This is a genomic window from Klebsiella terrigena (assembly GCF_012029655.1).
In the GTDB taxonomy this organism is placed as follows: domain Bacteria; phylum Pseudomonadota; class Gammaproteobacteria; order Enterobacterales; family Enterobacteriaceae; genus Klebsiella; species Klebsiella terrigena.
On the sequence record NZ_CP050508.1, the window covers coordinates 4,064,583 to 4,090,296 of the forward strand.

Consider the following 25,714-nt stretch of genomic DNA (forward strand, 5'->3'; position numbering starts at 1 on the left):
ATTACACCACGCTGCTCGCAACCTAACCAAACAGTCACATTCCAGCGATTTTCCTTGAAAAAGAGGTTGACGCTCGCAGGCCCAATACGCATAATGCGCCCCGCAACGCCGATAAGGTAACGCGAAAAAAAAGATGGCTACGTAGCTCAGCTGGTTAGAGCACATCACTCATAATGATGGGGTCACAGGTTCGAATCCCGTCGTAGCCACCATCTTTTTTTTGCGGGAGTGGCGAAATTGGTAGACGCACCAGATTTAGGTTCTGGCGCCGCAAGGTGTGCGAGTTCAAGTCTCGCCTCCCGCACCATTCACCGAAAGCGTTGCACGGATGGGGTATCGCCAAGCGGTAAGGCACCGGTTTTTGATACCGGCATTCCCTGGTTCGAATCCAGGTACCCCAGCCATATTTCTTCGAGGTTAGCGGTTCACCGCGACGGTTATTGGGGTATCGCCAAGCGGTAAGGCACCGGTTTTTGATACCGGCATTCCCTGGTTCGAATCCAGGTACCCCAGCCATCGAAGAATGTGATAAGATTTGGCTACGTAGCTCAGCTGGTTAGAGCACATCACTCATAATGATGGGGTCACAGGTTCGAATCCCGTCGTAGCCACCATATAAAGGAATTATTGATTCAGTTCGATAAATCCAAAAAAATTGTTGGGGTATCGCCAAGCGGTAAGGCTCTGGTTTCTGATACCAGCATTCCGAGGTTCGAATCCTCGTACCCCAGCCAATTTAAAAAAGTCGTTCACTTGTGAGCGCACCCGTTGGGGTATCGCCAAGCGGTAAGGCTCTGGTTTCTGATACCAGCATTCCGAGGTTCGAATCCTCGTACCCCAGCCACTTAGTAACAAAAAAGCTCGCTTCGGCGAGCTTTTTTGTTTTTGTCGTCCGCCACTTTCAGCGCACGCTCATACCAACGCGGCTCCCCGGCTTAGCCTGGCGCGGGCCGGGGAACCTCTTAGCTACAGCCCCAGCGCGTACTTCAGCGCCTGACGCTTTAAAATACCCGCCCGCGCCGCCGCCATCAGGCCGATATTGCGCAGCGCGCGCACCGGCGCCAGATCGTTGCTGAAGCCAACGTAAAACAGATCCATCCCCGACTGCATAATGAAATTATCGGTTCTGCGCCGCGTCTGATAGCGTTTGAGCACCGGCAGGCTGTCCCACTCCTCACCGCGATCCCGCGCGCGCGTTAAGACATCCAGCATCGCATCGACGTCGCGATAGCCGAGATTCACTCCCTGCCCCGCCAGTGGATGAATGGTGTGCGCCGCGTCGCCCACCAGCGCCAGCCCCGGCTGCACGTACTGCAGCGCGTGGCGGCGGGTCAGCGGAAACGCGCCGGCGCTTAGCGGCGTGACCTCACCGCAGCGCGACGGAAAGTGGCGCCCGATCTCCTGCTGGAGCTGCGCCATGCTCATCCCCTGCAGCTGACGAATTCGCGCGGGGGTGTCGTACCAAACCAGCGAGGCCCAGCGATCGAACAGCGGCAGAAACGCGCGCGGTCCGGAGGGCGTAAACTGTTGCCAGGTGCTGTCGCCGGGATCGTCGGCGCACTGGACGCTAATCAACATGCAGGATTGCTGGTACTGCCACGCCTGTACGCCAATCCCGGCCAGCCGACGCACCTCGGAGTTTGCGCCATCGGCGCCAATAACCAGCCGGGCCGCGCACTCGCTGCCGTCGCTCAGGCGCAATAGCGTATGCGCAGATTCGCGCTGCAGCGCCTGCAGCGAAACGCCAACCCGCAGCGTAACCTGCTCATGCGCCTCCAGCGCCTGCCACAGAGCCAGCTGCAGCACGTTATTCTCCACCATATAACCCAGCTCAGAGAGCGCCAGCTCCGCGGCGTCGAAGGAGACGTGGGCCGCTTCCCACTCCCAGGTCTCCAGCCGCCGATACGGATGCACGCGCATCGCGCGTATCGTCTCCCAGACGCCGAGGCTTTTTAACAGCCCGACGGAAGAAGAGCCGATCGCCGAAATGCGCACGTCCGGCGGCTGCGTTGGGTCAAAAGCCGCCGGCGCGGCCTTCTCGATGACCGTTACCGTAAAACCGTGCTGTGCCAGCCCTAGCGCCAGGGCGCCGCCGACCATTCCACCGCCAATAATGGCGACATCCGTTGCGTGAGTTGTCATGGCAATTATCCTTAAAACCTCAATCCATTCAGTTTACCGGATTTTCAGGCGCCCTGCGGTGATTACGCTCGCGCTGGTCAGGGCACCCCCAAAGCATTACAATGTGCCCCCTGCAATCCTGGCTATACTCGTCGTTTTTCAAATTGCAGGTGCCCTGGCTGCACCCGCTCGCCCCAGTCGCATAGCGACCTATGATGCTGGGACCTCCCGGGCCTGCCGCCTGCAATTCGAAATTCATAGAGCGTCTGTACCCGTCATTTTGGATATCTATAATTGAGCATGAGCATGTCGATGACAAAAAAACTCCATATTAAAACCTGGGGCTGTCAGATGAACGAATACGATTCATCAAAGATGGCCGATCTGCTGGATGCCACGCACGGGTATCAGCTCACTGAAATCGCGGAAGAAGCGGACGTCCTGCTGCTCAATACCTGCTCAATTCGCGAGAAGGCCCAGGAAAAAGTCTTCCACCAGCTGGGCCGCTGGAAATTACTGAAAGAAAAAAATCCCAACCTGATTATCGGCGTCGGCGGCTGCGTCGCCTCGCAGGAGGGCAAGCTCATCCGTCAACGCGCCCACTATGTCGATATTATTTTTGGCCCGCAGACGCTCCATCGCCTGCCGGAAATGATTAACTCGGTACGCGGCAACCGCCGGCCGGTGGTTGACGTCAGCTTCCCGGAGATCGAAAAGTTTGACCGCCTGCCGGAACCCCGCGCCGACGGGCCAACCGCGTTCGTCTCGATTATGGAAGGCTGCAACAAATACTGTACCTACTGCGTGGTGCCCTATACCCGCGGTGAAGAGGTCAGCCGTCCTTCGGACGATATCCTGTTCGAGATTGCCCAGCTGGCGGCTCAGGGCGTCCGCGAGGTCAACCTGCTGGGGCAGAACGTTAACGCCTGGCGCGGCGAAAACTACGACGGCACCACCGGCAGCTTTGCCGATCTGCTGCGTCTGGTCGCGGCGATCGACGGGATCGACCGCATTCGCTTCACCACCAGCCACCCGATTGAATTTACCGATGACATTATTGACGTCTATCGCGACACCCCGGAGCTGGTAAGCTTCCTGCATCTGCCGGTACAGAGCGGCTCTGACCGCGTGCTGAACCTGATGGGGCGCACCCACACGGCGCTGGAATATAAAGGCATCGTGCGCAAGCTGTACGAAGCGCGGCCAAATATCCAGATAAGCTCCGACTTTATCGTCGGCTTCCCCGGTGAAACCAACGATGATTTCGAGAAGACCATGAAGCTGATTGCCGACGTGAATCTCGACGTCAGCTACAGCTTTGTATTCTCCGCGCGCCCGGGCACGCCGGCGGCGGATATGGTCGACGACGTCCCGGAAAAAGATAAGAAACAGCGCCTCTATATTCTGCAGGAGCGCATCAACCAGCAGGCGATGGCCTGGAGCCGCCGGATGCTCGGCACCACCCAGCGTATTCTGGTCGAAGGCACCTCCCGCAAGAGCATTATGGAGCTCACCGGGCGCACCGAAAATAACCGGGTCGTCAACTTCGAAGGGACGCCGGATATGGTCGGCAAGTTTGTCGACGTCGAGATCGTCGACGTCTACACCAACTCGCTGCGCGGAAAAATCGTGCGTACCGAAGAGGAGATGGGCCTGCGCATTGTGGAATCACCGCAATCCGTTATCGCGCGGACCCGCAAAGAAAACGATTCGGGCGCCACGCTTTATCAGCCTTAATCCGTTCAGGCCTGCCGGCTCCGGCAGGCCTTGTATTTCCTCTGCCGGACCCAATATTCATAGCAATGCTTGCGCCATATTCCCGTGACGTGAATAATTTCCTTACCCGCCGGGGTATCGCCTGCAAGATGGCGGCTATACCCGTTTATCTCCCGGCAAAACGCAGATAAGAGGAACAGCTTGAACACAGAAACTCGCGAAATCACCCTGGAACCAGCGGACAACGCACGCCTGCTTGGGCTGTGCGGCCCGTTTGACGACAACATCAAACAGCTTGAGCGCCGGTTGGGCATCGAAATCAACCGCCGTGACAATCACTTTAAGCTGACCGGACGCCCAATATGCGTCAACGCGGCGGCGGATATTCTGCGCAGCCTGTACGTCGATACCGCCCCCATGCGCGGGCAGATTAACGATATCGAGCCGGAGCAGATTCACCTTGCCATCAAAGAGGCCCGCGTGCTCGAGCAGAGCGCCGAGAGCGTCCCGGAGTACGGCAAGGCCATTAATATCAAGACCAAGCGCGGCGTGATTAAGCCCCGCACGCCAAACCAGGCGCAGTACGTCGCCAACATCCTCGACCACGATATCACCTTCGGGGTCGGCCCTGCCGGCACCGGGAAAACCTATCTGGCGGTTGCCGCCGCGGTCGATGCCCTGGAGCGTCAGGACGTGCGCCGTATTCTGCTGACCCGCCCCGCCGTTGAGGCCGGTGAGAAGCTGGGCTTCCTGCCGGGGGATCTGAGCCAGAAGGTCGATCCCTACCTGCGCCCGCTGTACGACGCGCTGTTCGAAATGATGGGCTTTGAGAAAGTTGAGAAGCTGATCGAGCGCAACGTGATTGAAGTCGCGCCGCTGGCCTATATGCGCGGCCGAACGCTGAACGACGCCTTTATCATTCTCGATGAGAGCCAGAACACCACCATCGAGCAGATGAAGATGTTCCTGACCCGTATCGGTTTTAACTCTAAAGCGGTGATAACCGGCGACGTCACCCAGATTGACCTGCCGCGCAGCACCAAATCTGGCCTGCGTCACGCTATCGAAGTGCTGGCGGAAGTCGATGAAATCAGCTTCAACTTCTTCAATAGCGAAGACGTCGTGCGCCACCCGGTGGTGGCCCGCATCGTTAACGCCTATGAGGCGTGGGAAGAGGCGGATCAAAAACGTAAAGCAGAACTGGCCGCCGAGCGCAAACGCGAAGCCCAGGAACAGGAGCAAAAATGAGTCAGGTTATTCTCGATTTACAGCTGGCTTGCGAAGAGAACGGTGGGTTGCCGGATGAAGCACAGTTTCAGCGCTGGCTGGATGCCGTGATCCCTCAGTTCCAGGAAGAGTCGGAAGTGACCGTTCGCCTGGTAGACGAAGCCGAGAGCCACGAGCTAAATCTGACCTATCGCGGCAAGGATAAGCCGACTAACGTGCTGTCATTCCCCTTCGAAGCCCCGCCGGGCATCGAGCTGCCGCTGCTCGGTGATTTGATCATCTGCCGCCAGGTGGTTGAGCAGGAAGCGAAAGAGCAGGAAAAACCGCTGGAAGCGCACTGGGCGCATATGGTTATTCACGGCAGCCTGCACCTGCTGGGCTATGACCACATCGTTGATGAAGAAGCGGAAGAGATGGAAAGCCTCGAAACAGAGATAATGCTTGCTCTGGGCTATGAGGATCCGTACATTGCCGAGAAGGAATAACCTGCCGCCGGCTTTGCCGGCGACTGGCCGCTATGCCGGGCGCTGAGTACACGCGCGACGGGCGACGATTTAACTAACATGAGAACCCACACGACGCCATGAGCGACGACAACTCACACAGTAGTGACACAGTAAACAGCAAAAAGGGATTCTTCTCCCTGTTACTCAGCCAGCTCTTTCACGGAGAACCCAAAAACCGTGATGAACTGCTGGCGCTGATCCGTGATTCCGGGCAAAACGACCTTATCGACGAAGATACGCGCGATATGCTCGAAGGGGTAATGGATATCGCCGACCAGCGCGTCCGCGACATTATGATCCCCCGCTCGCAGATGATTACCCTGAAACGCAACCAGACTCTGGACGAGTGCCTCGATGTCATCATCGAATCCGCCCACTCGCGTTTCCCGGTGATCAGCGAAGACAAAGATCACATCGAAGGGATTCTGATGGCCAAAGATCTGCTGCCGTTTATGCGCAGCAATTCCGAAGCCTTCAGCATGGAACAAGTGTTACGCCCGGCGGTTGTCGTGCCTGAAAGCAAGCGGGTTGACCGCATGCTGAAAGAGTTCCGCTCCCAGCGTTATCATATGGCTATCGTTATCGATGAGTTTGGCGGCGTCTCCGGTCTGGTGACCATTGAAGACATCCTTGAGCTTATCGTCGGTGAAATCGAAGACGAATACGATGAAGAAGAAGATATCGATTTTCGTCAGCTGAGCCGCCACACCTGGACGGTCCGCGCGCTGGCCTCGATTGAAGACTTCAACGAAGCCTACGGCACCCACTTCAGCGATGAAGAAGTTGATACCATTGGCGGACTGGTGATGCAGGCCTTTGGCCATCTGCCGGCTCGCGGCGAGTCTATCGACATTGATGGTTACCAATTCAAGGTCGCAATGGCTGATAGCCGACGTATTATCCAGGTACATGTCAAACTTCCTGACGACGCACCGCAGCCGAAGCTGGAAGACTAATCACACGGGACGATTAACCTAAATGGTATTTGCCTCTCTTCTCGAACGCCAGCGCGTACGTCTGCTGCTGGCGCTATTATTCGGAGCCAGCGGAACGCTGGCTTTTTCTCCTTATGACATCTGGCCCGCGGCGATTATTTCGCTCATCGGCCTGCAGGGCTTAACCCTTAACCGTCGTCCTTTGCAGAGCGCCTGGATTGGTTTCTTCTGGGGCATGGGGCTGTTCGGCTCGGGGATTAACTGGGTTTACGTCAGCATCGCGCAGTTTGGCGGCATGCCTGGCCCGGTCAACGTATTCCTCGTGGTGCTGCTGGCAGCGTATATGTCGCTGTACACCGGCCTGTTCGCCGGCCTGCTCTCACGCCTGTGGCCTAAAACCAGCTGGCTGCGCGTCGCCATCGCCGCGCCGGTAGTCTGGCAAATCACCGAGTTTCTGCGCGGCTGGGTGCTGACCGGCTTCCCGTGGCTGCAGTTCGGCTACAGCCAGATTGACGGTCCGCTGAAGGGCTTAGCCCCGATCGCGGGCGTCGAGGCGATTAACTTCCTGCTGATGGTCGTCAGCGGTCTGCTGGTGCTGGCCGCCGTCGAGCGTCGCTGGAAACCGCTGATTATCGCCGCGGTGCTCTTCGCCCTGCCCTTCCCGCTGCGCTACATCCAGTGGTATCAGCTGCTGCCCGAGCGCGCGACCGAAGTGTCGCTGGTGCAGGGGGATATTCCGCAGGCCCTGAAGTGGGATGAAAAGCAGCTGTTCAACACGCTGAAGACCTATATGGATCTGACCCAGCCGCATATGGGCTCATCCCAGCTGATTATCTGGCCTGAATCCGCCATTCCGGATCTGGAGATCAATCAGCAGAATTTCCTCACCATGATGGATGACCTGCTGCGGTCGAAAAACAGTTCGCTGGTCACCGGCATCGTCGATGCCCGACTGAACAAGCAGAACCGATACGACACCTACAACACCATCATTACGCTGGGCAAGGATAACCCTTACAGCTACGACTCCACGGATCGCTATAACAAGAACCATCTGGTTCCGTTTGGCGAGTTTGTGCCGCTGGAATCGATTCTGCGTCCGCTGGCACCATTCTTCGATCTGCCGATGTCCTCCTTCAGCCGCGGCCCGTACGTTCAGCCGCAGCTGGTGGCGCATAACCTGAAGCTAACGGCCGCTATCTGCTACGAAATCATCCTCGGCGAGCAGGTGCGCGATAATTTCCGCCCGGATACCGACTTCCTGCTGACCATCTCCAACGACGCCTGGTTTGGCAAGTCGATAGGCCCGTGGCAGCACTTCCAGATGGCGCGCATGCGCGCGCTGGAGCTGGCGCGTCCGCTGCTGCGCAGCACCAATAACGGCATTACCGCCGTCATTGGCCCGCGGGGTGAAATTCAGGACATGATCCCGCAGTTCACCCGCGCCGTGCTCACCACTAAGGTCACTCCGACGACGGGCCTAACGCCGTACGCCCGCACCGGCAACTGGCCGCTGTGGGCGCTGACCGCGCTGTTTGGCTTTGGCGCCCTGCTGATGAGCCTGCGTCAGCGCCGCCGCTAATCCCTGCTTAGCGGATACTCTCCGCCCGCCCCGGTGATGCCCGTCACCGGGGAATTCTCCCTTCCCGCCCAATCTGGCACGCCCATTGCTTAATATACCTACGTCGCGCCGCTATGGCTGCTGGTCCAACCGGGTTGCACCACAGGCAGACCAAACGCGCGCTATTTTGGTGCAATGAGAGATTTTTGCCTTTAAATGGTGCGGAGCACTTCGCAAAAATAAACAATATCACAGCAAAATCTTTACATTAAGCCAAACTAAATGCTAACAAACACATACAAACGCTGCACTTAAAGGCGGCAGCGATAATAAAGCTCACACACAATCACAATGGGCATCAATGGCGTCCCTGGCGCTGCGGATAAGGAGTTGGATATGCAATTACGTAAACTGGCCACAGCAATGCTGGTCATGGGTATGACCGCCGGCCTGGCGCACGCGGAAGATGCCGCACCGGCTACAGGCCAGAGCACTCTGGATAAAATTGCCAAAAACGGCGTAATCGTGGTTGGCCATCGTGAATCATCCGTACCGTTCTCCTACTACGATAACCAGCAGCAGGTCGTCGGCTACTCGCAGGATTACTCCAACGCCATCGTCGATGCTATCAAGAAGAATCTGAACAAACCTGACCTGCAGGTAAAACTGATTCCTGTCACCTCGCAGAACCGTATTCCGCTGCTGCAAAACGGCACCTACGATTTCGAATGCGGCTCCACCACCAACAACCTGGAGCGGCAGAAACAGGCGGCTTTCTCTGACACCATTTTTGTTGTCGGCACCCGCCTGCTGGCTAAAAAAGGCGGCGCGATCAAAGACTTTGCTGACCTGAAAGATAAAGCCGTGGTGGTGACTTCCGGGACCACCTCAGAAATTCTGCTGCACAAGCTGAACGACGAGAAAAAAATGAATATGCGCATCATCAGCGCTAAAGATCACGGCGACTCCTTCCGTACTCTGGAAAGCGGCCGCGCGGTGGCCTTTATGATGGATGACGCGCTGCTGGCCGGCGAACGTGCCAAGGCTAAGAAGCCGGACAACTGGGAAATCATCGGCACGCCGCAGTCCAAAGAAGCCTACGGCTGTATGCTGCGTAAAGATGACCCGCAGTTCAAAACCCTGGTAGACGACACCGTTGCCAAAGCGCAGACCTCTGGCGAAGCGGCAAAATGGTTCGACAAGTGGTTCAAAAACCCCATCCCGCCGAAGAACCTGAATATGAACTTCGAACTCTCTGAAGATATGAAGGCGCTGTTCAAATCACCGAATGACAAGGCTCTTAACTAATTAAAAGAACAAGGGGCGGGAAATCCTGCCCTCCCGATTGTTGTCACAGCACGGACAGACTATACGGTGGCTGGTCGTTCCCCAGCCGCCGCGAACACCGAAGTACGCTGGGCAAGGATCTTCGAGGGTAGCGCTGCTACCCTTTTTTTTCCAGGAGTCATTTATGTCAATAGACTGGAACTGGGGGATATTCCTGCAACAGGCCCCGTTCGGCAATACCACCTATCTGGGCTGGCTATGGAGCGGCTTTCAGGTCACCGTCGCTCTGTCGGTTACCGCCTGGATCATCGCTTTTCTCGTCGGCTCGCTATTCGGTATTTTACGTACCGCCCCGAATCGACTGCTCTCCAGCATCGGCACCTGCTACGTCGAACTGTTCCGTAACGTTCCGCTGATCGTGCAGTTCTTTACCTGGTACCTGGTGGTGCCGGAGCTGCTGCCGGAAAATATCGGCATGTGGTTTAAATCCGAGCTGGATCCCAATATTCAGTTCTTTATCTCCTCCATGCTCTGCCTCGGGCTGTTTACCGCCGCACGCGTGTGTGAGCAGGTACGTGCGGCGATCCAGTCGCTGCCGCGCGGGCAGAAAAATGCCGGGCTGGCAATGGGCCTCACCCTACCGCAAACCTACCGCTACGTTCTGCTGCCCAACGCCTATCGGGTTATCGTCCCACCGATGACGTCGGAAATGATGAACCTGGTAAAAAACTCGGCCATTGCCTCCACCATCGGGCTGGCGGACATGGCGGCGCAGGCGGGCAAGCTGCTGGACTACTCCGCCCACGCCTGGGAGTCGTTTACCGCCATTACCCTCGCCTATGTGTTCATTAACGCGGTGATTATGCTGATTATGTATGTGGTTGAGCGCAAAGTTCGCCTGCCGGGCAATTTGGGGGGCAAATAACTATGTATGATTTTGACTGGAGTTCTATCGTTCCATCCATGCCGTATCTGCTGGCGGGACTGGTTATCACCCTGAAAATCACCGTTATCGCCATCGTTATCGGTATCGTCTGGGGCACCCTGCTGGCGGTCATGCGTCTGTCGAGCTTTTTACCGCTGGCGTGGTTTGCCAAAACCTACGTCAACGTGTTCCGCTCCATCCCGCTGGTGATGGTGCTGCTGTGGTTTTATCTGATTGTGCCCGGCTTTTTACAGAACGTGCTCGGCCTGTCGCCGAAGACCGATATCCGGCTTATCTCGGCCATGATTGCGTTCTCCATGTTTGAAGCGGCGTACTATTCGGAAATTATCCGCGCCGGTATCCAGAGTATCTCCCGCGGCCAGTCCAGCGCCGCGCTGGCGCTGGGGATGACCCACTGGCAGTCGATGAAGCTGATTATCCTGCCGCAGGCCTTTCGCGCGATGGTGCCGCTGCTGTTAACCCAGGGGATCGTCCTGTTCCAGGATACCTCGCTGGTCTATGTTCTGAGCCTGGCAGATTTCTTCCGCACCGCGTCCACTATCGGCGAGCGTGACGGAACCCAGGTCGAAATGATCCTGTTCGCAGGTGCCGTTTATTTTGCAATTAGTCTCAGCGCATCGCTGTTGGTCAGCTGGTTGAAGAAAAGGACTGTGTAATGATTACCCTGAAAAACGTTTCAAAATGGTATGGTCACTTTCAGGTGCTGACCGACTGCTCCACGGAAGTGAAAAAAGGCGAAGTGGTGGTGGTTTGCGGGCCGTCCGGCTCGGGAAAATCAACGCTGATTAAAACCGTTAACGGCCTCGAGCCGATTCAACAGGGCGAGATAACCGTTGACGGCACTAGGGTGAACGATAAAAAGACCAACCTTGCGAAGCTGCGCTCCCGCGTCGGGATGGTCTTCCAGCACTTCGAGCTGTTTCCACATCTGTCGATTATCGACAACCTGACGCTGGCGCAGGTAAAAGTGCTCAACCGCGATAAAGCCGCTTCCCGCGCCAAGGGCCTGAAGCTGCTGGAGCGCGTGGGGCTTTCCGCCCATGCGGAAAAATATCCGGCGCAGCTTTCAGGCGGCCAGCAGCAGCGCGTCGCCATCGCCCGCGCGCTGTGCATGGACCCGATTGCCATGCTGTTTGACGAACCAACGTCGGCGCTGGATCCGGAGATGATCAACGAAGTGCTCGACGTCATGGTCGAACTGGCAAACGAAGGCATGACTATGATGGTCGTCACCCACGAAATGGGCTTCGCGCGCAAGGTGGCCAACCGGGTTATCTTTATGGATGAAGGGAAGATCGTCGAAGATGCTGACAAGGAAGCATTTTTCGCCAACCCGCAGTCCGAGCGCGCCAAAGACTTCCTCGCCAAAATCCTCCACTAACGGTCAGGCGCGCACGGGCTCTCGTGCGCGCTGTTTACGGCGATACTCACGCGGAATATCAAGGTTCAAACGGCCGACGCTGGAACTGATCGTGGCCGCACTTCGGGCAGCGCGGCAGCACGTCCGGGGTGTAAACCGCCAGATGGTGGTGGCACTTCTCGCACACCAGATTGCCCAGCCCGACGACCTCGCCGCTCTGGTACACGCCGTGGTGATTCAGGTCCTGAAACACCTCGCGCCACTCCAGCTGGGTTTTATCGGTAATATCGGCCAGCTCCTGCCACAGGCTCTCCTTTATAACCCGCATGAATACGCTGTCCGTTAGCTCATCATGGCTCTCTTCGTAGCTGCGGGCGAACTCTTCCAGATCGCGCCTTACCGCCTTAGTCAGCGTCTCAACTTCGCGATGCGTTAACTCACCGGACTGGCTGATTCTCACCCGCGCCTGCTCCACCAGCGCGTCTATATCACGCTCTCCACTGCGTAACCGTTCGCTGAGCGTTGACACCAGCTCGCGGTAGAATTGAGCAACCTTGTTCATCATTTCGCCTCCTGTGTGGTTAACTTATTCTAATAATAGACGTTATCTGTCGGTTGCTTTGCCATTCAGGCCACAGAGTCGCTAAATATTCTGCGCCGCTTTTGCCGATGTTAATGTGCGAAAGGCTGTTTTGACGTGGGCGTTTGGGCTATGCTATGCCGATCTGAGATAACACATCCATTGGCTACATTTGTAGCTGTATTGAAAACAGGACCACTGGCTGCCATGCAAGAGCAATACCGCCCGGAAGAGATAGAATCGAAAGTCCAGCTTCACTGGGACGATAATCGTACATTTGAAGTCACTGAAGACGAGAGCAAAGAGAAGTACTACTGCCTGTCGATGCTACCTTATCCTTCTGGCCGACTACACATGGGCCACGTGCGTAACTACACCATCGGCGATGTGATTGCCCGCTACCAGCGTATGCTCGGTAAAAACGTCCTGCAGCCTATCGGCTGGGATGCGTTCGGCCTGCCTGCAGAAGGCGCGGCGGTGAAAAACAATACGGCGCCAGCGCCGTGGACCTATGACAACATCGCCTACATGAAAAACCAGCTGAAAAAGCTGGGCTTCGGCTACGACTGGAGCCGTGAAGTGGCGACCTGCACCCCGGAATACTACCGCTGGGAGCAGAAGTTCTTCACCGAACTGTATAAAAAAGGCCTGGTATACAAGAAAACCTCCGCGGTGAACTGGTGCCCTAACGATCAGACCGTGCTCGCCAACGAACAGGTTATCGACGGCTGCTGCTGGCGCTGCGATACCAAGGTTGAGCGTAAAGAGATCCCGCAGTGGTTTATCAAAATTACCGCCTACGCCGACGAGCTGCTGAGAGATCTGGATAATCTGGATCACTGGCCGGATACCGTCAAGACCATGCAGCGCAACTGGATTGGCCGTTCTGAAGGGGTCGAAATCTCCTTCAACGTCAACGACTACGCCGACAAGCTGACCGTCTACACCACGCGTCCTGATACCTTTATGGGCTGCTCCTACCTGGCCGTAGCCGCGGGTCACCCGCTGGCGCAGCAGGCGGCGGCCAATAACCCGGCGCTGGCTGCATTTATCGACGAATGCCGCAACACCAAAGTCGCAGAAGCTGAAATGGCGACAATGGAGAAAAAAGGCGTCGACACCGGCTTTAAAGCCATCCATCCGCTGACCGGCGAAGCTATTCCGGTATGGGCGGCCAACTTCGTGCTGATGGAGTACGGTACCGGCGCGGTGATGGCGGTTCCAGGCCACGACCAGCGCGACTATGAGTTTGCCACAAAATATGGCCTCAACATCAAGCCGGTTATCCTCGCGGCAGACGGCTCTGAGCCCGATCTCTCCGAGCAGGCGCTGACGGAAAAAGGCGTGCTGTTCAACTCCGGCGAATTCAGCGGCCTGAGCTTTGAAGCGGGCTTCAACGCCATCGCCGACAAGCTGGCGGCGATGGGCGTCGGCGAGCGTAAGGTAAACTACCGTCTGCGCGACTGGGGCGTATCCCGTCAGCGCTACTGGGGCGCACCGATCCCGATGGTCACCCTGGAAGACGGCACGGTCATGCCGACGCCGGAAGATCAGCTGCCGGTTATCCTGCCTGAAGACGTGGTCATGGACGGCATCACCAGCCCGATTAAGGCCGACCCTGAGTGGGCTAAAACCACCGTCAACGGCCAGCCTGCGCTGCGTGAAACCGACACCTTTGATACCTTTATGGAATCCTCCTGGTACTACGCGCGCTACACCTGCCCGCAGTACGACCAGGGCATGCTGGATCCGGAAGCGGCGAACTACTGGCTGCCGGTTGATATCTATATCGGCGGCATCGAACACGCGATCATGCACCTGCTGTACTTCCGCTTCTTCCACAAGCTGATGCGCGACGCGGGCATGGTTAACTCTGACGAGCCGGCTAAGCAGCTGCTGTGTCAGGGGATGGTTCTGGCGGACGCGTTCTACTACGTCGGCGAAAACGGCGAGCGTAACTGGGTCTCCCCGGTTGATGCCACCGTCGAGCGCGACGAGAAAGGCCGTATCGTTAAAGCCTTCGATCCGCAGGGCCGCGAGCTGGTGTATACCGGCATGAGCAAAATGTCCAAGTCGAAGAACAACGGCATCGACCCGCAGGTGATGGTTGAGCGCTTCGGCGCGGATACCGTGCGTCTGTTCATGATGTTCGCCTCTCCGGCAGATATGACTCTCGAATGGCAGGAGTCCGGCGTTGAAGGGGCAAACCGCTTCCTGAAGCGCGTCTGGAAGCTGGTCTACGAGCACACGACTCAGGGCCCGGCCATTGCCCTCGACGCTGCCAGCCTGAGCGAAGATCAGCAGGCGCTGCGCCGCGACGTGCACAAAACCATCGCGAAAGTGACCGATGATATCGGCCGCCGTCAGACCTTCAACACCGCGATCGCGGCGATCATGGAGCTGATGAACAAGCTGGCGAAAGCTCCGCAGGAAGGCGAGCAGGATCGCGCGCTGATGCGTGAAGCGCTGCTGGCGGTCGTGCGTATGCTCAACCCGTTCACCCCGCACGCGAGCTTCACCTTATGGCAGGAGCTGGGCGGCGAAGGCGATATCGACAGCGCACCGTGGCCGGTCGCCGACGAGAGCGCCATGGTTGAAAATACTACCCTGGTTGTCGTCCAGGTTAATGGTAAGGTTCGTGGTAAAATTACCGTACCGGTCGATGCCACCGAAGATCAGGTCCGTGCCCGCGCGGGTCAGGAACACCTGGTCGCGAAGTATCTCGACGGCGTCACCGTACGTAAAGTGATCTACGTTCCGGGCAAACTGCTCAATCTGGTCGTTGGCTAAGCGCAGGAGGAAGCGTGCGATATCTGGCAACATTGTTGTTATCTCTGGCGGTGTTAATCACCGCCGGATGCGGCTGGCACCTGCGCAGTACTACCCAGGTCCCAACCGCCATGAAAACCATGATCTTCCAGTCGGGCGATCCGAACGGGCCGCTGAGCCGTTCGGTGCGTAACCAGCTGCGCCTGAACGGGGTTGAACTGATCGATGGCAGCACGCTGCGTAAGGATGTTCCTTCTCTGCGTCTGGAATCATCGTCTATTCAGAAAGATACGGCCTCCATTTTCCAGGACGGACGTACCGCTGAGTACCAGATGGTGATGACGGTTCACGCCAGCGTGCTGATCCCGGGTCATGATATCTATCCGATCACGACGAAAGTCTACCGCTCGTTCTTCGATAACCCGCAGGCGGCGTTAGCGAAAGATGCCGAGCAGGATATGATTATCCAGGAGATGTACGACAAAGCGGCAGAGCAGCTGATTCGTAAGCTGCCAAGCGTTCATGTTGCGGATGTCGAAGCCACCAAAGGTGAGGAGAAGCCGGTCACTACGACCCCCGCATCCTCCACCTCCGGTGGTCGCGTCTCCACCACGCTGGGTAACTGATGATTCGGTTGTACCCGGAACAGCTCCGCGCGCAGCTCAATGAAGGGCTGCGCGCGGCTTATTTACTGCTGGGTAGCGATCCTCTGCTGCTGCAGGAAAGTCAGGATGCAATTCGCGAAGCCGCTGCCGTTCAGGGCTTTATCGAACACCATACCGCGACGATTGATGCCAGCACCGACTGGCACGCTCTCTTCTCGCTGAGTCAGGCAATGAGCCTGTTCTCCAGCCGCCAAACGCTGCTCCTGATCCTGCCTGAAAATGGCCCCAATGCGGCCATTAACGAACAGCTGGCAACCCTTATCGGCATGCTGCATGACGATTTGCTGCTGATTGTGCGCGGCAATAAGTTGACCAAAGCGCAGGAGAATGCCGCGTGGGTCACCGCGCTCGCCAGCCGCGCGGTGCAGGTAAGCTGTCAGACGCCGGAATATGCCCAGCTGCCGCGCTGGCTCGCCGCGCGTGCTAAGCAAAACAACCTGCAGCTTGACGACGCGGCCAGCCAGCTGCTGTGCTACTGCTACGAAGGCAACCTGCTGGCGCTGTCGCAGGCGCTGGAGCGGCTCTCACTGCTGTGGCCGGACGGCAAGCTCACGCTGCCGCGCGTGGAGCAGGCGGTTAACGATGCCGCCCACTTTACGCCGTATCACTGGGTCGATGCGCTGCTGGCGGGCAAAAGCAAGCGCGTGCTGCATATTCTGCAGCAGCTGCGCCTCGAGGGGAGCGAACCCGCAATCCTTCTACGCACGCTGCAGCGAGAGCTGCTGCTGCTGGTGAACCTGAAGCGCCAGTCGGCCCATACGCCGCTGCGCTCGTTATTCGATAAGCATCGCGTGTGGCAAAACCGCCGGCCGCTGTTAACCGACGCGCTCACCCGCCTCGGCAGCGATCAGCTGCGTCAGGCCGTTACCCTGCTTACCCGAGCGGAGCTCACCTTCAAGCAGGACTACGGAACCAGCATCTGGCCCGAATTAGAGAGCCTTTCTTTACTGCTCTGCCACAAAGCGCTGGCGGACGTGTTTATCGATGGTTGATATGACTCAGCTTCAGGCAATGTACGGCGGCACCTTCGATCCGGTGCATTACGGTCACCTCAAACCGGTCGAAATTCTGGCGAATCAGATAGGCCTGGGAAAAGTGATTATCGTTCCTAACAACGTGCCGCCGCATCGTCCCCAACCTGAGGCAACCAGCGCCCAGCGCTGGCATATGCTGGAACTGGCTATCGCGGATAAGCCGCTGTTCGTGCTCGACGATCGCGAGCTGCAGCGCCAGACGCCGTCCTGGTCGGCGCAAACGCTGCAGGAGTGGCGCCGGGAGCAGGGGCCAAAGCCATCGCTCTCATTTATCATCGGCCAGGACTCTTTGCTCACCTTCCCCACCTGGCACAACTACGCCAGCATTCTGGATAACGTGCACCTGATCGTCTGTCGTCGTCCGGGCTATCCGCTGGTGATGCCGCGCCCGGAGGACCAGCAGTGGCTCGATAAGCATTTAACCCACGATGTCGAGCAGCTGCACCGCCGCCCCGCCGGGGCTATCTATCTGGCTGAAACGCCGTGGTTTGATATTTCGGCCACCCTCATTCGCCAGCGCCTTGAACGCGGCGAATCCTGTGCCGATATGCTGCCGGCGACCGTCCTGGACTACATTCATCAGCAAAAGCTTTATGGCTAACCCTCGGCGCTGCCGGGTAATTTAGCGTCTCCCCTTTCGGCTCAGTGAGGATAATCATGAGATTATGGTTAGTTCGTCATGGCGAAACCCAGGCTAACGCAGCCGGTCTGTACAGCGGACGCGCGCCCACTCCCCTCACCGAACGCGGCGAAGCTCAGGCCCTCCGGCTTGGTCAGCAGCTGCAGGCGGTGGCGTTTGACCGCGTTCTTTGCAGCGAGCTCGAGCGCACCCAGCGTACCGCCGACCTGCTGCTGGGCGATCGGGCGCTCCCCCGCGAGCTTATCCCCGACCTCAATGAGATGTTCTTCGGCGACTGGGAAATGCGCCACCATCGGGATTTGCAGCATGAAGATGCGGAAAATTATGCCGCCTGGTGCGCGGACTGGCAGCACGCGGCGCCCACCAACGGCGAAAGTTTTCAGAATTTTGCCCGACGGGTAGCGGCATTTAGCGAGGCGTTGGCGCAGTATCAGCATCTTGACCATCTGCTCATCGTCGGCCATCAGGGAGCGCTTAGCCTGTTAACCGCCCTGCTGCTGGAGATGCCGGCGGCGGCGATGTGGCGTTTCCCCATCGAACACGGCGCGTGGAGCATGCTCGATCTGCGCGCAGATTTCGCCACGCTGCGGGTACTAAATAGCCGGGCCGTCTGGCGGGCAGAAGAAGAATTCAGTCCAGACCATTGACAGGTCGGAGCAGGCTGCTATTCTCCGCAGCCTGAAGGTATCCGCCATACAGATGTTTTACAAAAATGGCGATGCAATCAACGGCGATGGATGGGATGATAGCCGCCTCCAACGCCGGTTAGCAGACATTTATCCCGACTTTTTTATGAGTTCAGGTATACTGCCAGGCTGTTTATTATTTTCACTCTTCACTCACCCAGGGGGAACTCTTGCAGGGTAAAGCACTCCAGGATTTTGTTATCGACAAAATTGATGACCTGAAAGGTCAGGACATCGTAGCCATTGACGTTCATGGCAAATCCAGCATTACAGATTGCATGATTATTTGCACCGGCACGTCTACGCGCCACGTAATGTCCATCGCCGACCACGTGGTACAAGAGTCTCGCGCCGCCGGCATGCTGCCGCTGGGCGTAGAAGGTGAAAGCGCCGCCGACTGGATTGTTGTCGATCTTGGCGACGTCATGGTTCACGTCATGCAGGAAGAGAGCCGTCGTCTTTACGAGCTGGAAAAACTCTGGAGTTAATGCGTGAAGCTGCAGCTGGTGGCCGTTGGCACCAAAATGCCGGACTGGGTTCAGACCGGCTTTAGTGAATATCTGCGTCGTTTTCCAAAAGATATGCCGTTCGAGCTGTTGGAAATCCCCGCCGGTAAGCGCGGTAAAAATGCCGATATCAAGCGTATCCTCGAAAAAGAGGGGGAGATGCTGCTGGCAGCCGCGGGTAAAAACCGCATCGTGACCCTGGATATTCCGGGGAAACCCTGGGATACGCCGCAGGTGGCGCGTGAGCTGGAGCGCTGGAAGCAAGATGGCCGCGACGTCAGCCTGCTGATCGGCGGCCCGGAGGGGCTTTCTCCGGCGTGTAAAGCCGCGGCGGAACAGAGCTGGTCGCTCTCCACCCTGACCCTGCCTCACCCGCTGGTACGCGTACTGGTTGCGGAGAGCCTGTATCGGGCGTGGAGTATTACAACCAACCACCCTTACCACCGTGAATAATGATGACCAGGGTAGACTAAGCAGCGAATGAAATTACAGAATTCTTTCCGCGACTATACGGCTGAATCCTCGCTGTTTGTGCGCCGGGCGCTGGTCGCTTTTTTGGGGATTTTGCTGCTTACCGGCATACTGGTTGCCAATCTTTATAACGTGCAGATAGTCCGTTACACGGACTACCAGACGCGCTCGAACGAAAACCGCATCAAGCTGGTTCCCATCCCGCCAAGCCGCGGCATTATCTATGACCGTAACGGCACGCCGCTGGCGCTGAACCGCACCATCTATCAGCTGGAAATGATGCCGGAGAAGGTCGATAACGTGCAGCAGACGCTGGACGCGCTGCGTGACGTCATTGATCTCACGGATGATGACATTGCCGGTTTTAAAAAGGAGCGCTCGCGTTCCCACCGCTTCACCTCTATTCCGGTCAAAGTTAACCTGACCGAAGTGCAGGTTGCCCGCTTCGCGGTCAATCAGTACCGCTTTCCCGGCGTCGAAGTGAAAGGCTATAAGCGCCGCTACTATCCCTACAACTCCGCCCTCACCCACGTTATCGGCTATGTCTCAAAAATTAACGATAAAGACGTCGATCGCCTGGATAAAGAGGGCAAGCTGGCTAACTACGCTTCAACCCACGATATCGGCAAGCTGGGTATCGAACGCTACTATGAAGACGTCCTGCACGGGCAGACCGGCTACGAGGAGGTCGAGGTCAACAACCGCGGCCGCGTCATTCGTCAGCTCAAAGAGGTGCCGCCGCAGGCCGGGCGCGATATCTATTTAACCCTCGATCTCAAGCTGCAGCAGTATATTGAAACGCTGCTGGCCGGCAGCCGCGCCGCGGTGGTGGTTACCGACCCGCGCACCGGCAGCGTTCTGGCGCTGGTTTCCACCCCGAGCTACGATCCAAACCTGTTCGTCGACGGGATCTCCAGCAAGGACTACTCCGGGCTGCTCAACGATCCGAATACGCCGCTGGTCAACCGCGCCACGCAGGGGGTCTATCCGCCGGCCTCGACGGTGAAACCTTACGTTGCCGTCTCGGCGCTGAGCGCCAACGTCATCACCCGCAATACCAGCCTGTTCGATCCCGGCTGGTGGCAGCTGCCCGGTTCAGATAAACGCTATCGCGACTGGAAAAAATGGGGCCACGGTCACCTGAACGTGACCAAAGCGCTGGAAGAGTCTGCGGATACCTATTTCTATCAGGTTGCCTATGATATGGGCATCGACCGCCTGTCGGAATGGATGAATAAATTCGGCTATGGCCACTATACCGGCATCGATCTTTCGGAAGAGCGCTCCGGGAATATGCCCACCCGTGAATGGAAGCTGAAGCGCTTTAAAAAGCCCTGGTATCAGGGGGACACCATTCCGGTCGGTATCGGCCAGGGCTACTGGACCGCAACGCCGATTCAAATGAACAAGGCGCTGATGATCCTGATTAACGACGGCGTGGTAAAAGTGCCCCATCTGCTGCAAAGCACCGTCGAAGACGGCAAGCAGGTACCCTGGGTTCAGCCGCACGAGCCGCCGGTGGGCGATATTCACTCCGGCTTCTGGGAGATAGCCAAAGACGGAATGTTCGGCGTGGCCAACCGCGGCAACGGTACCGCGCATAAGTACTTCGCCAGCGCGCCTTATAAAATCGCGGCGAAATCCGGTACGGCACAGGTATTCGGCCTGAAGGCCAATGAAACCTATAACGCGCACAGAATCGCTGAGCGCCTGCGTGACCACAAACTCATGACGGCGTTTGCGCCTTACAACAACCCCCAGGTTGCCGTGGCGATCATTCTCGAAAACGGCGGCGCAGGCCCGGCGGTCGGGACGATTATGCGCCAGATTCTCGATCACATTATGCTGGGTGATAACAATACGAATCTGCCGAGTGAAAATCCGGCGGTGACGGCGGGGGAGGATCAATAATGACCGATAATCCAAACAAAAAATCGCTGTGGGATAAAATCCATCTCGATCCCACCATGGTGCTGATACTGCTGGCGCTGCTGACCTATAGCGCGCTGGTTATCTGGAGCGCGAGCGGCCAGGATATCGGGATGATGGAACGTAAAATTGGCCAGATCGCGATGGGTATCGTGATTATGATCGTCATGGCGCAAATCCCGCCGCGCGTGTATGAAGGCTGGGCGCCCTATCTCTATATATTCTGTATTATTTTACTGGTGGCGGTGGATGCCTTCGGCGCTATCTCGAAAGGCGCCCAGCGCTGGCTGGATCTCGGCATCGTCCGTTTCCAGCCCTCGGAAATTGCTAAAATCGCCGTTCCGCTGATGGTGGCGCGCTTTATTAACCGCGACGTCTGCCCGCCCTCGCTGAAAAATACCGCCATTGCGCTGGTGCTGATTTTCCTGCCGACCCTGCTGGTTGCGGCGCAGCCTGACCTTGGGACCTCAATTCTTATCGCCCTGTCCGGCCTGTTTGTGCTGTTCCTTTCCGGGCTGAGCTGGCGCCTGATCGGCGTAGCGGTGGTGCTGGTCGCGGCGTTTATCCCGATTCTGTGGTTTTTCCTGATGCACGACTACCAGCGTCAGCGCGTTATGATGCTGCTCGATCCGGAAACTGACCCGCTGGGCGCCGGCTATCACATTATCCAGTCTAAAATTGCTATTGGCTCCGGCGGGCTGCGCGGGAAAGGCTGGCTACACGGCACCCAATCGCAGCTGGAGTTTCTGCCGGAGCGCCACACCGACTTTATCTTCGCGGTACTGGCCGAAGAGCTTGGGCTGATTGGCGTGCTGGTTCTGCTGGCGCTCTATATCCTGCTCATTATGCGCGGGCTGTGGATCGCCGCCCAGGCGCAAACCACCTTTGGCCGGGTAATGGCCGGTGGTTTAATGTTGATTTTATTCGTTTATGTCTTCGTAAATATTGGTATGGTGAGTGGTATTTTGCCAGTGGTGGGGGTACCGTTGCCGCTGGTCAGCTACGGGGGCTCAGCCCTGATCGTATTGATGGCCGGGTTTGGTATCGTAATGTCGATCCACACCCACAGAAAAATGTTGTCGAAAAGCGTTTAAGGGGTTCGCAATGCGTAAGCAATGGCTGGGGATCTGCATAGCAGCAGGGCTGCTGGCGGCATGTTCGGGTGAAGACGTTCAACAAAAAACCGTCAGCACACCGCAGCCGGCGGTTTGTAATGGCCCAAGCGTAGAAATCAGCGGCGCCGATCCGCACTATGAAGCGCCGAATCCGACGGCAAATCAGGATTACGAACGCGACGGTAAAAGCTTTAAAATCGTGCAGGACCCGTCTAATTTTACCCAGACTGGCCTGGCGGCGATTTATGATGCTGAGCCCAATAGCAACCTGACCGCATCCGGTGAGGCCTTTGATCCTACCCAGCTCACCGCCGCGCACCCTACGCTGCCGATCCCCAGCTACGCGCGTATTACCAACGTCGCTAACGGCCGCATGATCGTGGTGCGTATCAACGATCGCGGCCCGTACGGCAACGATCGCGTGATATCGCTTTCGCGCGCCTCCGCCGACCGGCTGAACACCTCGAATAATACCAAAGTACGCATCGATCCTATTATCGTCGCGCAGGACGGCTCGCTCTCGGGTCCGGGAATGGCCTGTACCACCGTGGCGAAACAAACCTATGCCTTGCCGGCGCGTCCGGATCTGGACGGCGGTACCGGCGCCGCAACCGATCAGCCGGTGCAAACCGACGTGCGCGCCATCAGTAACTCAACGCTGAAATCCGACGATAGCGTCGGCGCGCCGGTCAACAGCAGCGGCTTCCTCGGTGCCCCGACGCCGTTGAATAACGGCGTGCTGGAGGGCAGTGAACCCGTCGCTCAGGCCGCCGCATCAACCGCGCCGGTCACCGCGCCGGGATCCATCCAGGGCAGCGTTGCGCCAGCCGCCGCTGCGACGACTGCGGTTGCGGTTGCCGCCGCTTCTACCTCGACCTCGACCAGCGCTGCTGCCAGCGGTGACTATGTGGTACAGGTTGGCGCCGTTAGCGACCAGGCCCGCGCTCAGCAGTACCAGCAGCGCCTGAGCCAGCAGTTCTCCGTTCCCGGCCGCGTGGTGCAAAACGGCGCGGTGTGGCGTATTCAGCTGGGCCCGTTCGCCAGCAAGTCACAGGCCAGCACCGTTCAGCAGCGCCTGCAGAGCGAAGCTCAGCTGCAGTCATTTATTACTCACGCCAACTAAACGCGTCGGACCGCCGTCCGCATCGCATTGGGCATGACAAAATCGTTAACAAAGTCATGCGCAATGTCGGATGCCGGTCCGCAGAGCATTTGTTATAGTAAGGCACTTTTTTAACTCCATCACGGATGCCGTTGTTCAGACCATGAAGATCTCTTTCACCGCACGTTTACTCGTTACGGCCCTCTCCGTTGCCGCGCTCTCCTCCGCAGCCCACGCCGATGACCTGAATCTTAAAACCATGATCCCAGGCGCGCCGCAGATTGACGCCGAATCCTGGGTACTTATCGATTACAATTCAGGCAAAGTGCTGGCGGAAAATAACGCCGATTCCCGCCGCGACCCGGCGAGTCTGACCAAAATGATGACCAGCTACGTCATTGGTCAGGCCATGAAAGCGGGTAAATTCAAAGAGTCCGATCTGGTCACCGTGGGCAACGACGCATGGGCAACCGGTAACCCGGTATTTAAAGGCTCCTCCCTGATGTTCCTCAAGCCAGGAATGCAGGTGCCGGTTTCTCAGCTGATTCGCGGTATCAACCTGCAGTCAGGCAACGACGCCTGCGTCGCGATGGCGGACTTCGTTGCCGGTAGCCAGGACGCTTTCGTCAGCTTGATGAACAGCTACGTCAACGCCCTTGGCCTGAAAAACAGCCACTTCCAGACCGTTCATGGCCTGGATGCCGAAGGTCAGTACAGCTCCGCGCGCGATATGGCGCTGATTGGCCAGGCGCTGATCCGCGACGTGCCAAACGAATACACCATCTACAAAGAAAAAGAGTTCACCTTTAACGGCATCCGCCAGCTCAACCGTAACGGGCTGCTGTGGGATAACAGCCTCAACGTCGACGGCATCAAAACCGGCCACACGGATAAAGCGGGCTATAACCTTGTCGCCTCGGCAACCGAAGGCCAGATGCGCCTGATCTCCGCCGTGATGGGGGGTCGCACCTATAAAGGTCGTGAATCCGAAAGCAAAAAGCTGCTGACCTGGGGCTTCCGCTTCTTTGAAACCGTCAATCCGCTGAAAGCGGGCAAAGAGTTCTCCTCCGAGCCGGCCTGGTTTGGCGATAGCGATCGCGCATCGCTGGGCGTCGATAAAGACGTGTATCTGACCATTCCGCGCGGCCGCATGAAAGATCTGAAGGCCAGCTACGTACTGAACAATACCGAACTGCACGCACCGCTGCAGAAAAACCAGGTTGTCGGCACCATTAACTTCCAGCTGGACGGCAAAACTATCGATCAGCGCCCGCTGGTGGTGCTGCAGGAGATCCCGGAAGGTAATTTCTTCGGCAAAATGATTGATTACATTAAGTTAATGTTCCACCACTGGTTTGGTTAAAAATCGAACGCTTGAAAGTGTGATTTACATCCCCATATACTAACTATCAAAGTAACCTGATAACTCCCGCATCTTGTGGGAGTTATTATTTTTTGTCGTAACACCGGAGCTGACATGAAAACCAAACTTAACGAACTGCTTGAATTCCCTACTCCATTTACTTACAAAGTAATGGGGCAGGCGTTGCCTGAGCTGGTTGATCAGGTGGTGGAAGTGGTACAGCGCCATGCGCCTGGTGATTACTCTCCGCAGGTAAAGCCGAGCAGCAAAGGTAACTACCACTCGGTTTCTATCACCATCAACGCCACCCATATCGAGCAGGTAGAAACCCTGTACGAAGAGCTGGGTAATATTGAGATCGTCCGGATGGTGCTGTAACCCATTCTGCTACCCGGCCTCGCGCCGGGTCATCCCCTTCCCCGCTGTGATATACTCGCTGCCTTAAATCACTTCTCTGTGCGGAGACGTTGTTTTGCAGCACAATAAAATCCTCATTCGCCAACTCGGCCTGCAACCTTACGCCCCTGTCTCGCAGGCAATGCACGACTTTACCGACTCGCGCGATGAAACAACCCTCGATGAAATCTGGCTGGTTGAACATCATCCGGTCTTTACCCAGGGCCAGGCGGGAAAAGCGGAGCACGTTCTGCTGGCGGGCGATATTCCGGTCATTCAAAGCGATCGCGGCGGCCAGGTGACCTACCACGGACCGGGGCAGCAGGTGATGTACGTCCTGCTCAATCTCAAACGCCGCAAGCTTGGCGTACGCGAGCTGGTGACGCTCCTGGAGCAGGCCGTGGTCAACACTCTGGCGGAGTATGCTATTGAGTCGCACCCGCGCGCCGATGCGCCCGGCGTTTACGTCGGTGAGCAAAAGATCTGCTCGCTGGGCCTGCGCATTCGCAAAGGGTGCTCGTTCCACGGCCTGGCGCTCAATATCGCGATGGACCTTTCGCCGTTCCTGCGGATTAATCCCTGCGGCTACGCCGGAATGGAGATGGCGCAAATGCGCCAGTGGCAGCCCGAAGCGGCGCCGCAAATTGTCGCACCACGGCTGGTTGCCAACCTGCTGGCGCTGCTCGACAACCCGCCGCACGAGTTCATTTCCGCAGAGTAAATTCGGGCGTCCCGGCTTCCCGGGGCGCCGTTTTTGCGCCAGGCTTTCGTTAAGCCATTCTATTTGCAATTAATTGCT

At 57.4% G+C, this 25,714-nt stretch carries 24 protein-coding genes and 7 tRNA genes; 29 read left to right on the plus strand and 2 right to left on the minus strand.

The features are described from left to right. Positions 1-135: 135 nt before the first annotated feature. The 7 genes from HCK03_RS19140 (at position 136) to HCK03_RS19170 (ending at position 844) form a co-directional block, all read left to right on the plus strand. Positions 136-212, plus strand: a tRNA-Met gene (locus tag HCK03_RS19140). A 10-nt stretch (positions 213-222) separates the two neighbouring features. Further along, positions 223-307, plus strand: a tRNA-Leu gene (locus tag HCK03_RS19145). A gap of 22 nt (positions 308-329) precedes the next feature. Beyond that, a tRNA-Gln gene (locus HCK03_RS19150) sits at positions 330-404 on the plus strand. Between the two features lie 37 nt (positions 405-441). After that, positions 442-516, plus strand: a tRNA-Gln gene (locus HCK03_RS19155). Between the two features lie 21 nt (positions 517-537). Beyond that, positions 538-614, plus strand: a tRNA-Met gene (locus HCK03_RS19160). 45 nt (positions 615-659) lie between these two features. Then, positions 660-734: transfer RNA gene (locus HCK03_RS19165), tRNA-Gln, on the plus strand. A gap of 35 nt (positions 735-769) precedes the next feature. Beyond that, positions 770-844 (plus strand) — tRNA-Gln (locus tag HCK03_RS19170). Positions 845-966: 122 nt separating this feature from the next. On the opposite strand, the gene ubiF is transcribed toward HCK03_RS19170, so the two are convergent. Beyond that, entirely contained in the window at positions 967-2,142 is a 1,176-nt protein-coding gene (gene ubiF, locus HCK03_RS19175) for a 3-demethoxyubiquinol 3-hydroxylase (protein WP_041144596.1), read from the minus strand. A 291-nt stretch (positions 2,143-2,433) separates the two neighbouring features. Between ubiF and miaB the strand changes: the two genes are divergently transcribed. The 9 genes from miaB (at position 2,434) to HCK03_RS19220 (ending at position 11,680) form a co-directional block, all read left to right on the plus strand. After that, on the plus strand, positions 2,434-3,858 hold the full coding sequence (gene miaB, locus HCK03_RS19180) for a tRNA (N6-isopentenyl adenosine(37)-C2)-methylthiotransferase MiaB (RefSeq protein WP_041144595.1): 1,425 nt from the start codon (positions 2,434-2,436) through the stop codon (positions 3,856-3,858). A 180-nt stretch (positions 3,859-4,038) separates the two neighbouring features. Continuing rightward, complete coding sequence (locus HCK03_RS19185; protein WP_041144594.1) at positions 4,039-5,085, plus strand: PhoH family protein; 1,047 nt, start codon at positions 4,039-4,041, stop codon at positions 5,083-5,085. Beyond that, positions 5,082-5,549, plus strand: coding sequence for an rRNA maturation RNase YbeY (gene ybeY / locus HCK03_RS19190; RefSeq protein WP_041144593.1), 468 nt, complete (start codon positions 5,082-5,084; stop codon positions 5,547-5,549). Before HCK03_RS19185 ends, ybeY begins: the two co-directional genes overlap by 4 nt. A gap of 98 nt (positions 5,550-5,647) precedes the next feature. Then, on the plus strand, positions 5,648-6,526 hold the full coding sequence (corC, locus tag HCK03_RS19195; protein WP_041144592.1) for a CNNM family magnesium/cobalt transport protein CorC: 879 nt from the start codon (positions 5,648-5,650) through the stop codon (positions 6,524-6,526). 22 nt (positions 6,527-6,548) lie between these two features. Then, a complete protein-coding gene (lnt, locus tag HCK03_RS19200) occupies positions 6,549-8,087 on the plus strand; it encodes an apolipoprotein N-acyltransferase (RefSeq protein ID WP_041144591.1) in 1,539 nt (512 codons plus the stop codon). 375 nt (positions 8,088-8,462) lie between these two features. After that, on the plus strand, positions 8,463-9,374 hold the full coding sequence (locus tag HCK03_RS19205; RefSeq protein ID WP_167692049.1) for an amino acid ABC transporter substrate-binding protein: 912 nt from the start codon (positions 8,463-8,465) through the stop codon (positions 9,372-9,374). Positions 9,375-9,537: 163 nt separating this feature from the next. Next, the gene (locus tag HCK03_RS19210) at positions 9,538-10,278 is read left to right on the plus strand and encodes an amino acid ABC transporter permease (protein WP_041144589.1); all 741 of its coding nucleotides are present in this window, start codon (positions 9,538-9,540) and stop codon (positions 10,276-10,278) included. Positions 10,279-10,280: 2 nt separating this feature from the next. After that, entirely contained in the window at positions 10,281-10,955 is a 675-nt protein-coding gene (gene gltK, locus HCK03_RS19215) for a glutamate/aspartate ABC transporter permease GltK (protein ID WP_041144588.1), read from the plus strand. Beyond that, on the plus strand, positions 10,955-11,680 hold the full coding sequence (locus HCK03_RS19220; protein WP_041144587.1) for an amino acid ABC transporter ATP-binding protein: 726 nt from the start codon (positions 10,955-10,957) through the stop codon (positions 11,678-11,680). Before gltK ends, HCK03_RS19220 begins: the two co-directional genes overlap by 1 nt. 58 nt (positions 11,681-11,738) lie before the next feature. Here HCK03_RS19220 and HCK03_RS19225 read toward each other — a convergent pair whose 3' ends face one another. After that, positions 11,739-12,221, minus strand: coding sequence for a zinc ribbon-containing protein (locus HCK03_RS19225; RefSeq protein ID WP_041147547.1), 483 nt, complete (start codon positions 12,219-12,221; stop codon positions 11,739-11,741). A gap of 225 nt (positions 12,222-12,446) precedes the next feature. Here HCK03_RS19225 and leuS point away from each other — a divergent pair, with 225 nt between their 5' ends. The 13 genes from leuS to lipB all read left to right on the plus strand — a co-directional run bounded on the left by leuS (position 12,447) and on the right by lipB (position 25,636). Beyond that, on the plus strand, positions 12,447-15,029 hold the full coding sequence (gene leuS / locus HCK03_RS19230; protein WP_167692050.1) for a leucine--tRNA ligase: 2,583 nt from the start codon (positions 12,447-12,449) through the stop codon (positions 15,027-15,029). Positions 15,030-15,043: 14 nt separating this feature from the next. Further along, complete coding sequence (lptE, locus tag HCK03_RS19235; RefSeq protein ID WP_041144585.1) at positions 15,044-15,634, plus strand: LPS assembly lipoprotein LptE; 591 nt, start codon at positions 15,044-15,046, stop codon at positions 15,632-15,634. After that, on the plus strand, positions 15,634-16,665 hold the full coding sequence (gene holA, locus HCK03_RS19240; RefSeq protein WP_041144584.1) for a DNA polymerase III subunit delta: 1,032 nt from the start codon (positions 15,634-15,636) through the stop codon (positions 16,663-16,665). Before lptE ends, holA begins: the two co-directional genes overlap by 1 nt. Continuing rightward, positions 16,658-17,308: a nicotinate-nucleotide adenylyltransferase gene (nadD, locus tag HCK03_RS19245; RefSeq protein ID WP_167692051.1), complete on the plus strand. Its 651-nt coding sequence runs from the start codon at positions 16,658-16,660 to the stop codon at positions 17,306-17,308. The genes holA and nadD overlap by 8 nt, the downstream gene beginning before the upstream one ends. Before the next feature lie 56 nt (positions 17,309-17,364). Continuing rightward, the gene (locus HCK03_RS19250) at positions 17,365-17,994 is read left to right on the plus strand and encodes an adenosylcobalamin/alpha-ribazole phosphatase (protein WP_041144582.1); all 630 of its coding nucleotides are present in this window, start codon (positions 17,365-17,367) and stop codon (positions 17,992-17,994) included. A gap of 209 nt (positions 17,995-18,203) precedes the next feature. Next, entirely contained in the window at positions 18,204-18,521 is a 318-nt protein-coding gene (rsfS, locus tag HCK03_RS19255; RefSeq protein ID WP_004859547.1) for a ribosome silencing factor, read from the plus strand. A gap of 3 nt (positions 18,522-18,524) precedes the next feature. Then, positions 18,525-18,992, plus strand: coding sequence for a 23S rRNA (pseudouridine(1915)-N(3))-methyltransferase RlmH (gene rlmH, locus HCK03_RS19260; RefSeq protein WP_167692052.1), 468 nt, complete (start codon positions 18,525-18,527; stop codon positions 18,990-18,992). Positions 18,993-19,019: 27 nt separating this feature from the next. Continuing rightward, positions 19,020-20,921, plus strand: coding sequence for a peptidoglycan DD-transpeptidase MrdA (gene mrdA, locus HCK03_RS19265; protein WP_041144580.1), 1,902 nt, complete (start codon positions 19,020-19,022; stop codon positions 20,919-20,921). Continuing rightward, entirely contained in the window at positions 20,921-22,033 is a 1,113-nt protein-coding gene (mrdB, locus tag HCK03_RS19270) for a peptidoglycan glycosyltransferase MrdB (protein WP_041144579.1), read from the plus strand. The genes mrdA and mrdB overlap by 1 nt, the downstream gene beginning before the upstream one ends. A 10-nt stretch (positions 22,034-22,043) precedes the next feature. Beyond that, entirely contained in the window at positions 22,044-23,177 is a 1,134-nt protein-coding gene (gene rlpA, locus HCK03_RS19275) for an endolytic peptidoglycan transglycosylase RlpA (protein ID WP_115193324.1), read from the plus strand. Positions 23,178-23,319: 142 nt separating this feature from the next. Beyond that, positions 23,320-24,519, plus strand: coding sequence for a D-alanyl-D-alanine carboxypeptidase DacA (gene dacA, locus HCK03_RS19280; RefSeq protein ID WP_041144577.1), 1,200 nt, complete (start codon positions 23,320-23,322; stop codon positions 24,517-24,519). A 114-nt stretch (positions 24,520-24,633) separates the two neighbouring features. Next, positions 24,634-24,897 (plus strand): DUF493 family protein YbeD, encoded by a 264-nt coding sequence (gene ybeD / locus HCK03_RS19285; RefSeq protein ID WP_041144576.1) that lies wholly within the window; start codon positions 24,634-24,636, stop codon positions 24,895-24,897. A gap of 94 nt (positions 24,898-24,991) precedes the next feature. After that, positions 24,992-25,636, plus strand: a complete 645-nt coding sequence (lipB, locus tag HCK03_RS19290; RefSeq protein ID WP_123551095.1) for a lipoyl(octanoyl) transferase LipB — start codon at positions 24,992-24,994, stop codon at positions 25,634-25,636. Positions 25,637-25,714: the final 78 nt, after the last annotated feature.

Bases quoted from the DNA above. Each gene is read 5' to 3' on its own strand.
- ubiF (WP_041144596.1), bottom strand. From the start codon at position 2,142: ATGACAACTCACGCAACGGATGTCGCCATTATTGGCGGTGGAATGGTC.
- miaB (WP_041144595.1), top strand. From the start codon at position 2,434: ATGACAAAAAAACTCCATATTAAAACCTGGGGCTGTCAGATGAACGAA.
- ybeY (WP_041144593.1), top strand. From the start codon at position 5,082: ATGAGTCAGGTTATTCTCGATTTACAGCTGGCTTGCGAAGAGAACGGT.
- corC (WP_041144592.1), top strand. From the start codon at position 5,648: ATGAGCGACGACAACTCACACAGTAGTGACACAGTAAACAGCAAAAAG.
- lnt (WP_041144591.1), top strand. From the start codon at position 6,549: ATGGTATTTGCCTCTCTTCTCGAACGCCAGCGCGTACGTCTGCTGCTG.
- HCK03_RS19205 (WP_167692049.1), top strand. From the start codon at position 8,463: ATGCAATTACGTAAACTGGCCACAGCAATGCTGGTCATGGGTATGACC.
- HCK03_RS19210 (WP_041144589.1), top strand. From the start codon at position 9,538: ATGTCAATAGACTGGAACTGGGGGATATTCCTGCAACAGGCCCCGTTC.
- gltK (WP_041144588.1), top strand. From the start codon at position 10,281: ATGTATGATTTTGACTGGAGTTCTATCGTTCCATCCATGCCGTATCTG.
- HCK03_RS19220 (WP_041144587.1), top strand. From the start codon at position 10,955: ATGATTACCCTGAAAAACGTTTCAAAATGGTATGGTCACTTTCAGGTG.
- HCK03_RS19225 (WP_041147547.1), bottom strand. From the start codon at position 12,221: ATGAACAAGGTTGCTCAATTCTACCGCGAGCTGGTGTCAACGCTCAGC.
- leuS (WP_167692050.1), top strand. From the start codon at position 12,447: ATGCAAGAGCAATACCGCCCGGAAGAGATAGAATCGAAAGTCCAGCTT.
- holA (WP_041144584.1), top strand. From the start codon at position 15,634: ATGATTCGGTTGTACCCGGAACAGCTCCGCGCGCAGCTCAATGAAGGG.
- nadD (WP_167692051.1), top strand. From the start codon at position 16,658: ATGGTTGATATGACTCAGCTTCAGGCAATGTACGGCGGCACCTTCGAT.
- HCK03_RS19250 (WP_041144582.1), top strand. From the start codon at position 17,365: ATGAGATTATGGTTAGTTCGTCATGGCGAAACCCAGGCTAACGCAGCC.
- mrdA (WP_041144580.1), top strand. From the start codon at position 19,020: ATGAAATTACAGAATTCTTTCCGCGACTATACGGCTGAATCCTCGCTG.
- mrdB (WP_041144579.1), top strand. From the start codon at position 20,921: ATGACCGATAATCCAAACAAAAAATCGCTGTGGGATAAAATCCATCTC.
- rlpA (WP_115193324.1), top strand. From the start codon at position 22,044: ATGCGTAAGCAATGGCTGGGGATCTGCATAGCAGCAGGGCTGCTGGCG.
- dacA (WP_041144577.1), top strand. From the start codon at position 23,320: ATGAAGATCTCTTTCACCGCACGTTTACTCGTTACGGCCCTCTCCGTT.
- ybeD (WP_041144576.1), top strand. From the start codon at position 24,634: ATGAAAACCAAACTTAACGAACTGCTTGAATTCCCTACTCCATTTACT.